12 protein-coding genes are annotated in these 16111 nt (G+C 31.4%); 1 reads left to right on the forward strand and 11 read right to left on the reverse strand.

Annotated features, from left to right (window positions below):
* Positions 1-210: 210 nt before the first annotated feature.
* From HGPB_RS02140 to HGPB_RS08765, 5 genes are all read right to left on the reverse strand, one after another.
* A complete protein-coding gene (locus HGPB_RS02140; protein ID WP_019132037.1) occupies positions 211-1266 on the reverse strand; it encodes an HAD family hydrolase in 1056 nt (351 codons plus the stop codon).
* Positions 1267-1315: 49 nt separating this feature from the next.
* Positions 1316-4411, reverse strand: a complete 3096-nt coding sequence (gene ileS / locus HGPB_RS02145) for an isoleucine--tRNA ligase (protein ID WP_019132038.1) — start codon at positions 4409-4411, stop codon at positions 1316-1318.
* 259 nt (positions 4412-4670) lie between these two features.
* Positions 4671-5948 (reverse strand): NAD(P)H-dependent oxidoreductase, encoded by a 1278-nt coding sequence (locus HGPB_RS02150; protein ID WP_019132039.1) that lies wholly within the window; start codon positions 5946-5948, stop codon positions 4671-4673.
* A gap of 247 nt (positions 5949-6195) precedes the next feature.
* On the reverse strand, positions 6196-7416 hold the full coding sequence (locus tag HGPB_RS02155; RefSeq protein ID WP_019132040.1) for a BaiN/RdsA family NAD(P)/FAD-dependent oxidoreductase: 1221 nt from the start codon (positions 7414-7416) through the stop codon (positions 6196-6198).
* On the reverse strand, positions 7413-7574 hold the full coding sequence (locus HGPB_RS08765; protein WP_019132041.1) for a hypothetical protein: 162 nt from the start codon (positions 7572-7574) through the stop codon (positions 7413-7415). The genes HGPB_RS02155 and HGPB_RS08765 overlap by 4 nt, the downstream gene beginning before the upstream one ends.
* Before the next feature lie 157 nt (positions 7575-7731).
* Between HGPB_RS08765 and pepT the strand changes: the two genes are divergently transcribed.
* A complete protein-coding gene (gene pepT, locus HGPB_RS02160; protein WP_019132042.1) occupies positions 7732-8955 on the forward strand; it encodes a peptidase T in 1224 nt (407 codons plus the stop codon).
* 116 nt (positions 8956-9071) lie between these two features.
* On the opposite strand, the gene HGPB_RS02165 is transcribed toward pepT, so the two are convergent.
* The 6 genes from HGPB_RS02165 to HGPB_RS02190 form a co-directional block, all read right to left on the reverse strand.
* Complete coding sequence (locus tag HGPB_RS02165; protein WP_019132043.1) at positions 9072-11096, reverse strand: TRAP transporter permease; 2025 nt, start codon at positions 11094-11096, stop codon at positions 9072-9074.
* Positions 11089-11625: a DUF1850 domain-containing protein gene (locus HGPB_RS02170; protein WP_019132044.1), complete on the reverse strand. Its 537-nt coding sequence runs from the start codon at positions 11623-11625 to the stop codon at positions 11089-11091. The genes HGPB_RS02165 and HGPB_RS02170 overlap by 8 nt, the downstream gene beginning before the upstream one ends.
* Positions 11609-12628, reverse strand: coding sequence for a TAXI family TRAP transporter solute-binding subunit (locus HGPB_RS02175; protein WP_019132045.1), 1020 nt, complete (start codon positions 12626-12628; stop codon positions 11609-11611). Before HGPB_RS02175 ends, HGPB_RS02170 begins: the two co-directional genes overlap by 17 nt.
* A gap of 312 nt (positions 12629-12940) precedes the next feature.
* Positions 12941-14578, reverse strand: coding sequence for a chaperonin GroEL (groL, locus tag HGPB_RS02180; protein WP_019132046.1), 1638 nt, complete (start codon positions 14576-14578; stop codon positions 12941-12943).
* 11 nt (positions 14579-14589) lie between these two features.
* Positions 14590-14874, reverse strand: coding sequence for a co-chaperone GroES (locus HGPB_RS02185; RefSeq protein WP_019132047.1), 285 nt, complete (start codon positions 14872-14874; stop codon positions 14590-14592).
* Positions 14875-15086: 212 nt separating this feature from the next.
* Positions 15087-15965 (reverse strand): DNA-3-methyladenine glycosylase family protein, encoded by an 879-nt coding sequence (locus HGPB_RS02190; RefSeq protein WP_019132048.1) that lies wholly within the window; start codon positions 15963-15965, stop codon positions 15087-15089.
* Between the last annotated feature and the right edge of the window lie 146 nt (positions 15966-16111).

A 16111-nucleotide genomic window follows, 5' to 3' on the forward strand; every position in this document is an offset into this window, starting at 1 on the left:
GGGCAAACCCGAAATCATCTAAATAATTCGACAATTCCTAAAAAAAGACCATGTTCACTGACTTCTAATCTCCTTCTCTCACCAAACGAAGTTCTCTGTAATCATATCCATCAACTACTCTTCTTTTTATAAAGTTTATTTATCTTGTTGCTTATATTACTATTTATTTTTTGACTTGTCAAATACTTTTTTTACTTTTCATGAAAATTTTTATTTATTTATAAATAAACCTGTATATTCATCTTTTTCTTGGTAAAAATATTTTGTATTATTTTCAAGTCTTTTTATTTTTTCTATCAAATCCTTAGAAGATTTAGCTTCTTTAAATTCTAAAATCAATCCTGCTTTAAGATTTGGATAGCTTAGAGCATAAAAATCTCCTATGCTATCTCCCATATATAAAATTGCTGGTTTTTTATATTTTTCTTCTAAGCTTTTCATGTAATTAGCCTTACCTTCTAAATAGGTTAGATTTTCTTCCACAAAGTCTAGGCTAAACTTTCCATCTCCATCTTTTTCTTGCAAAAGTCCTATTGTTTGTCCCTTTTTAAAGTTATAGGCAAATAAATCTGAAGATGAAAATTCTTCTACAAGTAGCATTGATGATGCAGAACAGATATAAATATCTATATTGGCTTCTCTTAAACTATTAAATAAATTAACCTGGTCTTTTATTTCTCTTAAACCAACTTTGTATTCTACTTCTATCTTCTTTTTATTTGATAAACTTGCTGAGAGTTTCATCCTATAATCTGGATAATCCTTGAAATATTTTATGGCAGACCTTGTAAGTTGCCTTACTTGGTCTTCTGTCATCTTATAAAAAGTGTGTAAAAACTTCCTAGCAGACCTTGCATAGTCCAAAGAATTTACAAAAACATAGATAAAATATGCAAATTTAGCTAGGAAATCTTTGTAGATAGGATCATCTTTTAAGTCTTTATAAGACAAGCCTTTTTCATATAAATAAGAAAAATCGTCTATTATATCTTTTATCAAAATTCTTGTATCTTCATCAAGGTCTTGGTCCCTTAAATCTTTATAAATTAATTCTTCAAATTCTTCTGGATTGCAGGCATAGTCTAAGCTAATTATTTGGTACAAAACTGTATTTTCTTGTATATCAAAGGCAGCGGATGTATTATCCCAGTCTGTTACTACATAGTTTCTATCGTACTTATCAATGTCTTTTTCTGATTTATATTTTTCAATCATGTCTAATAAAATATTATAATTTTCTTCTGACCAATTATTTTTTTCTAACATATCAACCTCATAAAAAAAGATGCGGAAAAGATTCCGCACCTCTTATTAATTAATTTACTTTTTCTACCTTGATCTTGCTTGGGTGAGAGTTTAAATCTATTTCTTCTGAGTCAGTATTTTCATTTACAATTTCAAGAGCTAGAGTTTCATTTTTGATGAAATCTTCATTTTCTTTAACTGCTTCTACTACTTCCTTATCAGATTCATAGCTTATCTTGATATTATCAAGCACATCCAAGTCTTCAGATTTTCTTAATTGTTGGATTTTTGATATAAATTCACGAACTATACCTTCTTTTATAAGTTCTGGGCTAAGTTCTGTATCAAGTATAACAAATAGGTTTTTATCAGCAGTTACATCAAAACCTTCTTTAGATTTTATATCTATTAAAATATAATCTCTTTCGATTGGAGTTTCTTCTCCATTTAGTTCTAATGTCACTGGACCTTCATTTAATTTTTCAACAAATTCTTTTGCATCTACTTCATTTAGATATTTAGTAAATGGTTTTATCTTTGGTCCAAGAACTGATCCAACAACCTTGAAGTTAGGTTTTAAAGTGTATTCCATAAATACAGTTAAGTCATCTTTGTATTCAACATTTTTAACATTTAGTTCTTCTTTTATTAATTCAGTTAAATCTCCAATGATATCTTTGTATTTACCATCAATTATTACTTCGTTTAATGGTTGTCTAACCTTTATCTTAACTTCTTCTCTTGAAGCTCTACCTAGGGTAACAAGATCTCTTACTAGGTCCATTTTTTCCTCAAGTTTTTTATCTATCAAATCTTCATTTGCTTCAGGATAGTATTCCAAGTGAACTGATTCATTTGATGTCAATGATTGATATAATTCTTCAGCAATAAATGGAACAACTGGAGCTATGATCTTTGTAATATTTAAAAGTGTATCGTAGCAAGTTTTATAAACTGCTTTTTTATCGTTATCTACATCAGTTTTCCAGAATCTTCTTCTGTTTCTTCTGATATACCAGTTTGAAAAGTCTTCTATAACAAAGTCTTGGATTTCTCTAACAACCTTAGTTACTTCAAACTTATCCATATCTTCTTTAACTGCTTTTAATAGACTGTTACTCTTAGATAATAACCACTTATCTATTTCATCTAAGTCTTCATAAGCTACATCAAATTCTCTTGGATCAATTCCATCAGTATTTGCATATAGGCTGAAGAAATTATAGATATTTCTAAGTGATCTAAAGAATTTAGAATCTATTTCTCTTAAGCCATCTTCATCAAATTTTGTAGGAGCCCATGGTGGTGAAACATACATCAAATACCATCTAACAACATCAGCTCCGTATTTATCAAATAATTCAAATGGAGCTACTGTGTTGCCCTTAGATTTTGACATCTTCTTGCCGTTTTTATCAAGAATTAAGTCATTTACCAAGACATTTTTATACGGACTCTTTCCTGTCATATAGGTTGAGATTGCTAGTAGTGAATAGAACCAACCTCTTGTTTGGTCAATACCTTCGCATATAAAGTCAGCTGGGAATAATTTATCAAAATCATCCTTGTGCTCAAATGGATAATGCCATTGTGCAAAAGGCATAGAACCTGAGTCAAACCAAACGTCAATTACATCTGGTTCTCTTGTCATAGTTTTTCCACATTTTTCACATTTTAGATGAACATCATCAACATATGGTTTGTGTAGTTCTATGTTTTCGTCTATATCTTCAATTGCTTTTTCAGCTAATTCTTTTCTTGATCCAACGCTTTCTACGTGTCCGCATTCACATTTCCAGATTGGTAGAGGAGTTCCCCAATATCTTGATCTTGAAATTGCCCAGTCATTTAAGTTTTCTAGCCAGTTTCCAAATCTCTTATCTCCAACAAAATCTGGGAACCAATTTACACCATTGTTATTATTTATTAATTTATCTTTAAACTTAGTTACTTCTATATACCAAGATGGGTGAGCATAATAAATTAGTGGTGTATGGCATCTCCAACAGTGTGGATAGTTGTGAGTAAATTTTTGTTTTTTAAATATTTTATTTTCTTTTGCAAGATATTTTATTATTTCTGGATCTGCATCCATTACAAAAGTGCCTTCCCATGGAGTTTGAGTAAATTTACCTGATTCATCTACTGGATTTAGAACTGGTAGATCATATCTTCTTCCAGTTTGATAGTCATCTTCCCCAAAAGCTGGTGCAGTGTGAACAATACCAGTACCATCTTCCATAGTTACATAATCAGCACAAGTTACAAAGAAGGCTTTTTTATTTGCATGAATGAAAGGAAGAAGTTGTTCATATTCTATATGTTCTAGGTCTTTACCCTTCATATTTTCTAAAACTTCATAATCTCCATCTAATACCTTAGGAGCAAGTTCCTTAGCAAGATAATAGATTTCATCTTCAAATTTCACCTTTACATAATCTGCATCAGGGTTTACTGTAAGTGCTACGTTTGATGGTAGAGTCCAAGGAGTTGTTGTCCAAGCTAAGAAGTATTCATCCTTGTCTTTTAGCTTAAATTTAGCAGTAACAGTTGTTGTTTTGATTTCTTCATAACCTTGAGCAACTTCGTGAGATGCAAGTCCTGTACCACATCTTGGGCAGTATGGAAGTATTTTATGACCTTCATAAATTAATCCATCTTTAAACATAGAATTAAGTATATGCCATACTGATTCAATGTAATTGTTATCAAGAGTTATATATGGGTCATCTAAGTCGATTAGATAAGCCATTCTTTCTGTTAAATTTCTCCACTCTTTTTCATATTCAAATACAGATTCTTTACACATTTCATTGAATTTTGCGATTCCATATTTTTGTATATCTTGTTTATTGTGAAGATCTAACTTCTTTTCAACTTCAATTTCTACTGGAAGACCATGAGTATCCCAACCAGCTTTTCTATTAACCTTATAGCCTTGCATTGTCTTATATCTACAAGTCATATCTTTTAAGGTTCTTGCCATGACATGGTGTATGCCTGGACGTCCGTTTGCTGTTGGAGGTCCTTCATAGAAAATGTATGGTGTTTTACCTTCTCTTGTTGTTACAGATCTGTGAAGAAGATCTATATCTTTCCAATATTTTGATATTTCTACTTCTCTGTCTTTTACAGATTTTTTTGAAAGTTCATCAAATACCTTCATCTTTTCCTCCTTTATCTAATAAAAAAACCCCTTTCCGAAGAAAGGGGCGAATAAATCCGCGGTACCACCCTAATTATTTAAATAACTCTGGTTGTCGAAAGTGACAAGCTTTAAACTCAAAAGCTGATTCGTATATAAATGATTTTGTGCTATTTCACCAAGCAAGCACTCTCTGTTAAAGCTCATTTTTATATACCGGTCTTTATCATCGTTTATATATTTCTATTTAGTGATGATTATTCTATACTAAAAAAATAATTTAGTCAACGATAAGTTTATCTTGTTTTCTTCTTAGTTCGCAAATGATTGAAGAAGAGTCAAGCTCTACATCATCATAGCTTATGGCTTGGGATTTTTTTATATCTTTTTTTGCTATGACATTTCCTACCAAAAGCCCTATAGGAAGTAAATTTTCTTCTTTTTGGATATGTTTTTTCTCAAGCTGACCAAAAGTGTCATTAGATCCTATGCCATTAATCTTTTCTCCCTTTTTTATATCTCTTTTTGCAATAGTAATTGTTTCAGCAACAGAACCCTTAACAGGAGCAATAGTTGAATCTTTAAGTAAAACTGCCCTTGCTATTGAACTTGGAGTTTCTATACTTGTTAAATGATATGGTCTATAAATTGCAAAATTTGGACCATCTCCCATAAGTAAAAATTTCATTTCATTTTCAATCATTCCATTTTTTGGTCTTACAATTGCAAAAACTCCTGGAGCAACGCCTGCAGCAAAATCAACTATCCCATATGAATTAAGCTTAGATCCATTTTCCTTTAAATCTATATCTTTTGCTATTGTCTCTTTTGATGTAGTAAAGAAATGGCAACCTCTTACATCTGGCACAAAACCAGTCGCATTGCAAACTGCATTAAGTTCCATCATTGTATTTGTTCCATCTACAAAAGAAGTTAGCATCCTAGGATTAAGTCCTTTTTTCTTAGCTTCTTCTTCCAAACTTTCTACGCTAGCATAATTATTTAATTTATTATTTTTTCCCTTACAAAGTGCCAAAACTTCAAAACCTGCAAATTTTGCAAATTCATAAATTTCCATAATAGCACCAGGTTCATCGCCAGCCGTTCCAGAATATACTACGCCAGCTTGGTCCGCCATCTTTTTTAAGATAGGTCCAATTGTCGCATCCATTTCTACATTAAGACTGACTATATTCATTTTATTTTCTATAGCCTTAAGGCTCATCATTGCCCCAGCCTCAGTATCTCCCGTGCAATCTACAAGACAGTCTCCAAGACTTGTAGAAATATCTATATTTTCACTAGCTATATAGTAACCTTCTTTATAAAATGATCTAGCCTCTTCCAAATCATTTGTTATTTTTATTTTATCTTTTTCAATTCCAGCTCTATCCAAGGCAAAAATTACCGATTCTATATGTCTTGATGAAACAATAGCTGGTCTAAAATTATCAAGTAAATTAAGCTGACTTATTAAAGATTTTCCCATAAGACCCGTTCCAACAATTGAAACATCAATATTGCCATGCTTTTCTAGTAATTTCTTTAAATAAAACATACTACCTCCGATCACGCATCTCTTATATATAAATTAAAATTAAATTCTATTATCTTATTTATTAATGATACAAAATAAATAGGTAAAACTTGTGAAAAATAACACTTTACCCTTTTTTATTATATCATCACTTCTTTTTATTAAAATAAAATAATTATTCAAAAATTATATTAAAGAAAAAAGCTGCAAGTCTTTTAAGACAAGCAGCTTATTAAAAGCTAAAGTAAATTAGAAAAATATTTTATTATTAATTTATCTTGTTTGCAATATCTCTTGCGCAGCTTTGTGCAGATGAAAATGCCCACTGTATATTATAGCCGCCGCAATCTCCATCTATATCTAAAAGCTCACCTATAATATATAAGTTTTCTATTTTTTTTGACATCATATTATTTTTATCTACATCTTCTAAACTAATTCCACCCATGCTGACATGAGAATTTTCAAAATCTCTTGTTGATAAGACTTGGAATTCAAATGAAAAAAGATTTTCTAAAATCTTATACAAATCATTTTGGTCCAAATTTGATAAGGCTATATTTTTATCAAAACCCGTTTTATCTAATAACATATTAATCAGTTTTTTATCGAGAATTCCCATCAGCCATCTTTCCAGGCTGTAATGGTTTAAGAGATAAAAAGATCCAATAATTTCTTCTTTTAAAGCTTTTTCATCTTTTCCTTTTAATATATTTATAAGCGGCATGCTTATGGATAGTTCATTTTTATAAATATTTACATATTTAGAAATATTTAAAATTGGTGGACCACTTATTCCATATTTTGTAAAAAGTAATTCTCCCTGGTCTTCTTTTAAGATTTTGTCTTGTCTTTTTAAAAGAACTTTTCCATTTACCTTAACTCCTGAAATCTGTTTTAAGTATTTAGATTTTAAATTGATTTGAGTCAAAGCTGGATAAATTTCAGTCTTTTTATGACCAAGTCTTTCTAAAAGTTTGTAAAATTTCCCATCAGTTCCTAGTTTTGGAGCAGAAGACCCACCAGCTGCACAGATTAAAAAATCTGCCTGGTAAGTCTCTTCATTGGTAGAGACTATAAATTTACCCTTTTCTTTTTTAATATCTAAAACAAAACTTTCTGTCAAAATTTCTATTCCAAGATCTTCTATTTCTGCCAAAAGCTGGTTTACAACTGTCTGAGCCTTTAAAGTTATTGGGTAAATTCTTCCAAACTCTTCTTCTATTGTGATTATTCCCAAGCTCTTTAAATAATTTCTAAAGTCTCCGTTGTCGTTTAATTCTAGGGACGGCTTAACAAAATCTTTATCGTTATAGTTATCGCAGCTTAAATCTGCATTAGTGATGTTGCACCTGCCATTTCCAGTTACAAGCATCTTTTTTAAAATTCGATCTTTTCTTTCCAAAACTAAAACGTCTAATCCCGATCTTTTAAGTTCTATGGCTGTAAATATGCCAGATATCCCACCACCAACAACTATTGCTTTCATTGCAACCACTCTCTATAAAAATAAATTGCATATAGTATTGCTAAAATAGCAAATGCTATGGCAAGTTGATATTTTTTATTTTTTATATAATGATATGTTATTCCTAATATTAATAATAAAAATACTCCATTTGTAAAAGCATTGTTTGTAATTTCCATGATTTACCTCATTTCATCTTTTGTAATAATTATATATAATTTGAGATTGTTTTAAAAGCTAGACCTGTTTTTAAATTATTACTAATAAAAATATTTTTGCTAAATATTATATAAGATTTTATATTATGATATAATTTTTTTATGGAGGCGATTGAAAATGGATATAGTTGAAAGATTTTTAAAATATACAAGTTTTGAAACAACATCTGATGATAGTTCTGAAACTGTTCCTTCTACAAAAATCCAATTAGAACTTGGAAAATATCTTGTTGAAGAATTAAAAGGACTTGGCTTAGATAATGCGAGAATTGACGACAAGGGTTATGTTTATGCTCATCTTGAATCAAATACAGATAAGGATTTAGCAAAAATTGGTTTTGTTGCTCATATGGATACTTCTCCTGAAATGAGCGGTAAAAATGTTAAGCCTAGAATTGTAAAGTATGAAGGCGGCGACATAAAGCTTAACGAAAAATATACTACTAAAGTTTCTGAATTTCCTTTCTTAAATGATTTAGTTGGACAAGAGCTTATTGTTACTGATGGAAATACCCTTCTTGGTGCTGATGACAAGGCAGGAATAGCAATAATAGTCTCTGCTATTGAGCACCTAGTTAAGAATCCAGAAATAAAACACGGAGATATAAAGATTGGCTTTACTCCTGATGAAGAAATTGGAAGAGGGGCTGACCACTTTGATGTAGAAGGCTTTGATGCAGATTTTGCCTACACTGTTGATGGTGGACCTCTAGGAGAATTAGAGTATGAAAACTTTAATGCTGCTTCTGCAAAGATTTCTATTGAAGGAAAAGGAGTTCATCCTGGATCTTCAAAAAATATCATGATAAATTCTCAACTTCTAGCTATGGAACTGCACAATATGCTTCCTGTTAATATGAGACCTGAATACACTGAAAGCTACGAAGGTTTCTATTTACTAGAAGGAATTAAAGGAAGTGTTTCAAATACAGAAATGCGCTATATAATTAGAGACCATGATATGGAAAAATTTGAAGCTAAAAAGAATTTATTGATTGAAATAGTTGAATTTTTAAATAAAAAATACGGCGACCTCATCAATTTAGAAATAAAAGATAGTTACTACAATATGAAAAAAATGATTGAACCTCATATGGAAATAATAGAACTTGCAAAAAAATCAATGGAAGAAGTTGGAATTGAACCATTGATATCTCCAATTAGGGGCGGTACTGACGGAGCAAGTCTTTCCTATAAGGGACTTCCTTGCCCTAACATATTCACTGGTGGTTACAATTACCACGGAAGATATGAACTACTTCCTGTTGAGTCTCTAAAAAAAGGTAAAGAACTTCTTCTTCAAATTATAAAAAATCTTGAAAATTTTAATTTTGAAAAATAAATATCAAATTATTATTTTTAAATCTTAGCTAATTTTAAATATTAAACTAGATTTTAAATCGATTAGTTTATTGCATAAAAAAGAGGTCATTAAATGACCTCTTTTACTTTTTTCTTTTAAGCTACAGCTTCTTTTCTTATAAATTTTTGAACAACAAATACTAAAATTAAAGCACTAAGTCCAATAATATCTGTTTTTAAACCTGGTGATAATAGTGAAAGTGCTGCAACTAATAGTAATGCACGTTCCCAAATCTTACATTTCTTTATTACATAACCTTCAATAAATCCTGCCAAGCAGAATGTTCCAATAAGGGCTGATGCAATTGTTGGAAGTGCTGTAACCATTGGTAACCATTCAACTGTTGTTCCAGTTATTTCTTTAACCATAATTAAGTGAGAATCTATAGCAAATATATATGGTATTATAAAGGCTCCTATGGCGAGCTTAAAGGCCTGAACCCCGGTTCGCATAGAGTTTGCTCCTGCTATTCCGGCACCAGCATAAGCTGCAAGTGCAACTGGTGGAGTAACATCGGCTACAACACCAAAGTATAAGATAAATAAGTGAGCAGACATTAAGTTTACACCAAGTTTTGTAATTGCTGGAACTGCCATAGTTGCAAGTACTATATATTTTGCAGTTGTTGGAAGTCCCATACCTAATATTATTGATGCACACATTGTTAGGATAAGAGTTGGTAGTAATTGTCCTTGAGCTATCTTAACTATAAGTTCAGCTATTCTTAGACCAAAACCTGTAAGTGTTACTACACCAACTATCATTCCAGCACAAGCACAGGCACAAGCTACTCCTAGAGCAGATTTTGCTCCAGATTCAAGTGCTCCCAAAATTTCCTTGTAGGTAAAAGATTTATCCTTCTTTATCAGAGAAGCTATTCCTGCGACAACTATTGCAGTTATTATACCGCCAAGAGCTGCATATGTTGGAGTTCTTTGTTGAACTAACATAGTTATGATAACTATTAGAGGTATAACTAGATAACCAGATTTAACAAATATATTTGAAAGTCTTGGTAATTCTTCTCTTGGTAAACCTTTTAGACCTAGCTTACAAGCTTCTAAGTGTACCATTGTACCAACTGCAACATAATATAAAACAGCAGGTATAATAGCAGCTTTAACTATATCTATATATTTAAGACCAGTAAAATCTGCCATGATAAAGGCAGCTGCACCCATAACAGGTGGCATAATCTGTCCACCAGTTGATGAGGTCGCTTCTACTGCTCCTGCATAATATGGTTTATATCCAACTTTTTTCATTAGTGGAATTGTAAAAGCACCTGTTGTTACTGTGTTTGCTACTGATGATCCTGAGATTGATCCCATAAGTCCTGATGAAAGAACTGATGTCATAGCAGGACCTGATCTTGTAGATCCAGTTAAAGCATAGGCAAAATCTATAAAGAATTGACCTACACCAGTCTTATCAAGGAAGGAACCAAACAGTATAAACATAAATACAAAGGTTGCTGAAACTCCCAAAGGTGTACCCATTATACCCTCAGTTGTAAAATACATATGTCCTACAATTCTTCTTATATCAAATCCTCTATGAGCTAACATGCCCGGCATAGACCTTCCAAAATATGCATAAAGTAAGAATATTATAGTTACTATCGGAAGTTCTGGTCCAACCGATCTTCTTGTTGCTTCTAGAGTCACAAGTATTCCTATAAATCCAAATATCATATCCATTTGAGATAACTTACCACCCTTTAATGTTATGGTTTCAACATTAAAGAATACATAGCCCCAAACAACGACTGTTAAGATTACAAAAATCCAGTCTAAAATATTTGCTTTTTTCTTATCTGATTTTTCTGTCGCTGGATAAAGTAAAAATACTAAAACAAAAGCAAATATCATATGTAGTGATCTTTGTCTCATGGCTAGAAGTGTTCCCCTAGCAGCTGTATACAAATGGAATATACTCATTAAAATTGCAATAACAGTAATAACTGTTGCTAAAATACCAACTGGTTTTCTTAGCCTTGATGTATCTTTGTCATATTGTGATAATAAATCATCAACATTGGCAGTATTATCAGAATCTATATTTTGCTCGTTGATAATTTCATCATTTTTCTTAATATTGTCATCTTTCTTCTTAACCATAAATGCACCTCCTAATTATAAATTCTATAAACGGAATTTTTTCTACTGTAAATGCAATAGCCTGTCTTTTTCTTGAGAAATCTGTAAAATATTCTTCCTTGCCATCTATATTGAGCCTATGATTGGCTATTACCATACCAGTCCTATAAACCACTTCTTCAAAAGGTAAGTTTATATCATAGAGTACAAATGAATCTTTTGTATGTTTAAATTTATACTTCGTTTCTGTAGGAAGTCCAGCACCTTGAGACTTATATCTTTCTTCCATAAGAATTAATTTTCCATTTTCTATCCTATACCATTCGCTGGTAGTAGTTTTTTCTACAGAATGCTTATATATAATTCCAATATAAGAATCAGCTTTTAGTTTTCTAGTGGCAAGTATATTTCCATCAAATTTATCTCTCATTACTAGCGTATCAACTTTTATTAAACTAAGTGCTAGTAAAATTAAAAGTATAAGACCAATAAAGAAGGCAAAAATCTTGCCCTCTTTATTGTCAAAGTTTAAATTATTTAGCTTGTTCATCAAAGTATTTTTGAGCGCCTGGATGAACGTCTATACTCATACCTTCAAGTGCTGTTTCAAGTTGTAAATCTTTACCTCTTGCGTGAGCTTCTGCTATTGTATCTAAGTTTTCAAATAAAGCTTTTGTTATATTATAAACAGTTTCATCTGACATTGATTTATTAACAACTAGCATAGCCTTAACTGCAACTGTATTTACAGGTGCTGTCATTCCCTTGTAAGCATCTTGTGGAATTTCCACAGGACTGTAGTATGGATATTGACTAAGTTTTTCAGCATCTATTGGTAAGAAACTTACATCGTAAGTTGTTGCAAGTTCTGTAATTGAAGATGTTGGAACACCAGTTGTTGCAAAAGCTGCATCTATTTGACCATTTTTAATTTGGTCTGCTGATTCTGAGAATGATAAGTAGTCAGTTTTTGCAAAATCATCATATGTTAAGCCGTAAGCTTCAACAACTTGTCTACCATTTACTTCTGTTGAAGATCCTGGAGCTCCAACTGCAACTCTTTTACCTTTTAAATCTTCTACAGTCTTTATTCCAGATTCATTAGAAACTATAACATGAACAACTTCAGGATAAACACAGCAGATACCTCTTAAATCATCATAAACTCCTGCTGTAGCTTCTGATCCTTCAACTTGTTTATTTGCATCGAAGAATTCTTCTCCTTTAAAAGCGTAGTAAGCAACATCATTTTGGATAAATGCAAGTTCTGCATCTCCATTATGTATTAATTCTACGTTTTCAATTGATGCTCCAGTTGATTGTGCATTGGCTTGAACTCCTATATCAGCATTGTTTAATACTGTTGCCATAGCTCCACCTAGTGGATAATAAGTTCCGCCTGTACCACCTGTTGCTATTGAAATGTAACTTTCATCTTTTGCTCCTGCTTCTCCTCCATCACTTGCTGTGTTGTTAGATCCACCACAAGCTGTTAGCACTAATGCCATCATTAGAACTGCAAGAGACATACTAAGTAGTCTTTTCTTATTCATAATTCCCTCCTATTAAGTAATTAAGTAGTTTTGTTTACGTTTTCCCTTGCTTGAAATTTTTAAAGAGAATTAACGTACAATTATAATAGCTTACAATAATTTTCTACCCTAATTTTAGGATATTAAATATATTTTTACATATTATGATTTAATAGTCAAATATTTTTACTAATTGTAAAATCTATAAGATTTTTTATTCTAAATGTTTTTTTATTTTATTCTTATAATCTTTTAAAATTTCTATAAGTAATTTAGTACATTAAAAAAGGGCTATAAATAGCCCTTTCTTATATATTATTTATAATCTTTTTTTTACATCATTCCGCCCATAGCTCCTGCATTTGCTGCTGCAAGTGCTGCTGGGTCCATTCCTTCTTGAGGAATTATTGATACAGCTGCTTCTGTAGTTAATATCATTGATGCAACGGATGCTGCATTTTGAAGAGCTGATCTAGTAACCTTAGTTGGGTCAACTATACCAATTTTAATCATGTCTGTATATTCATCAGTTGCTGCATTGTAGCCTTCGCCTTCTGGAAGTCCTTTTACTTTTTCAAGAATTACAGATCCATCAAGTCCTGCGTTTATAGCAATTTGTCTGATAGGTGCTTCTAATGCTTTAAGGATAATTTTGATTCCTGTTTTTTCATCGCCTTCAGCTTTTTCTGCTATTTCTTCAACAGCCTTGATGCAGTTTACAAGAACTGTTCCACCACCTGGAACTATACCTTCTTCAACTGCTGCTCTTGTTGCTGATAGAGCATCTTCTAGTCTTAATTTCTTTTCTTTTAGTTCAACTTCTGTAGCTGCACCAACTTGGATTACTGCAACTCCACCTGAAAGTTTTGCAAGTCTTTCTTGAAGTTTTTCTCTATCAAATTCAGATTCTGTATTATCTAATTGATTTTTAATTGTGTTTGTTCTATCTTCAAGTGCAGCCTTGTCTCCAGCACCATCAACTATAACAGTTAAGTCTTTTTCAACATTAACTTTTGCTGCTCTACCAAGATCAGTAATTTGTGCATCTTTTATTTCTTGACCTAGGTCTGAAGAAATCACTTTACCACCAGTAAGGATTGCTATATCTTCTAGCATAGCTTTTCTTCTGTCGCCATATCCTGGTGCCTTAACAGCTACTGCATTTATTGTTCCTCTTAATTTATTTAATACAAGAGTTGTTAACGCTTCGCCTTCTATATCTTCAGCGATAATTAATAATGGTTTTGATTCTTTAAGAACTTGTTCCAATACTGGAAGAAGGTCTTGGATATTTGTAATTTTCTTATCAGTTATTAGGATGTATGGACTTTCTAATTCAGCAACCATTTTTTCTGAATCAGTTACCATGTATGGAGATAAATATCCTCTATCAAATTGCATACCTTCAACAACTTCTAGGTTAGTTCCAGTAGATTTTGATTCTTCGATAGTGATAACGCCATCTTTTCCAACTTTTTCAATTGCTTCTGAAATAAGTTTACCAACATTTTCATCACCAGCTGATACTGATGCAACTTGTGCTATTGATTCTTTAGTTTCTATTGGTTTAGAAAATCTTTTTAATTCTTCTACTGTTTTATCTACTGCTTTTCTTATACCTTTTTGTAAAACCATTGGATTTGCTCCAGCAGCTAAGTTTTTAGCACCTTCAAGTACAATTTCTTGTGCTAATAGTGTTGCAGTTGTAGTACCGTCTCCTGCTACATCATTAGTTTTTATAGCTACTTCTTTTAATAGTTGAGCACCCATGTTTTCGAACTTATCTTCGCAATCAACTTCTCTTGCTATTGTAACTCCGTCATTAGTAATTAAAGGAGCTCCAAATTCTTTTTCAAGTACAACATTTCTTCCTTTTGGTCCAAGTGTAACCTTTACTGTATCTGCTAGTTTGTTAATTCCTGAGATTAAACCTTTTCTAGCATCTTCTGAAAATTTTATTTCTTTTGCCATTTTATCACTCCTTATTTTTCAACAACTGCAAGTATATCAGAAAATTTAATTATGGTATATTTTTCTTTATCAAGTTCTAATTCAGTTCCGGCATATTTAGAAAATACAACTCTGTCGCCAACTTTTACTTGGTCTTTTTTCTTTTCGTCTTCAGTAATGCCACTTCCAATTGCTACGATTTCAGCAATATTTGGTTCTTCTTTAGCTGAGCTTGGAAGTACTATTCCAGATTGTGTAGTTTCTTCCACTTCTATTTTTTTTATTACAAGTTTATCTTCTAATGGTTTTAAGTTCATTTCGAGCCTCCTAAATTAATATATCCTTTAATATATTTTAGCACTCATGTATCTCAAGTGCTAATAAGTATATTAATACATTACTTAAATTTTTTCAAGTCTTTTTTACCATTTTTTACCTTTGTATTAAATTTAATTTTTATATACTAAGAAGAAATAAAAAACTAGCTTAAAATATAAGCTAGTCTAAATAATTTATTATTCTAAAATAATCATCCTATCTTATGGTCTCTTCCATAATAAAATAAATATTGTTGGGCAAAACCTGCAATATCTCCAAATAATCTTCTTCCCTCATCTGCTATCTTGGACTTTGGAGTTTCTTCGTGCAAATATAAAACTTCCATAACTCTTTTTATCCATACATCAACCGGAAAAGATTCAGATTTTTTAAAGGCAAAAAGAAGAACGCAGTCTGCAACCTTGGGTCCAATTCCTGGAAGTTTCATAAGTTCCTTTCTTCCTTCTTCGATTGGCATTCTATGAATAGCATCAAGATCTATTTCCTTATTATTTATCATCTTTGCAGTTTCAACAATTCTTTTGTCTCTAAAACCAACCCTCGCATATTCTCTTAACTGTTCAGGTCTTGCAATAGAAAGTTCTTGAGGGCTCGGAAAAGCAAAATAAGTTTCTCCCTGGTAAGATCCAATTTCAGAACCATACATCCTAGAAATCATCTCAACACTTCTTTTTATATTATTAATTCCATTGTTGGCACTGATTATAAAACTTATTATAGTTTCAAATGGATCTTGGTTTAAAATTCTAATTCCATTTCCATATTCTATGGCAGCCTTTAGAGTCTCATCCTTGGATAACCTTTCTTTTATCTCGTCATAATCTCTCATAATATCAAAATAGTTAAACCAGTACTTATAAAAATTCTTTATATTAGAATTTTTGATTGTAACTGTCCTATCCTCATCTGAGCTTGAGATATTTATTACCCTGCCAAAGGCAACATTAGTAAAAGACCCATCTTCATTTTCTGTCCACCTAAAAGCTTGGCCGCATTTAAAAATCTGGTCTACATTAAAACTTCCTATATCTTCAATAACTAAATTTCCATCAATTTCTTTTAAATCCATAACTTCTCCTATAATTTTAAATATTATATTTTCATTTTAAATTTTAATATAAAAACAAAATTTTTATCCTAAATTTCATAAATAATTTCCTAAAATTTTAGCTTATTTCTAATAGTCTTAATAAATTCTATCAATCTTTTTTTAAT

The sequence above is a fragment of the Peptoniphilus obesi ph1 genome (assembly GCF_000311865.1).
GTDB lineage: Bacteria > Bacillota > Clostridia > Tissierellales > Peptoniphilaceae > Peptoniphilus_E > Peptoniphilus_E obesi.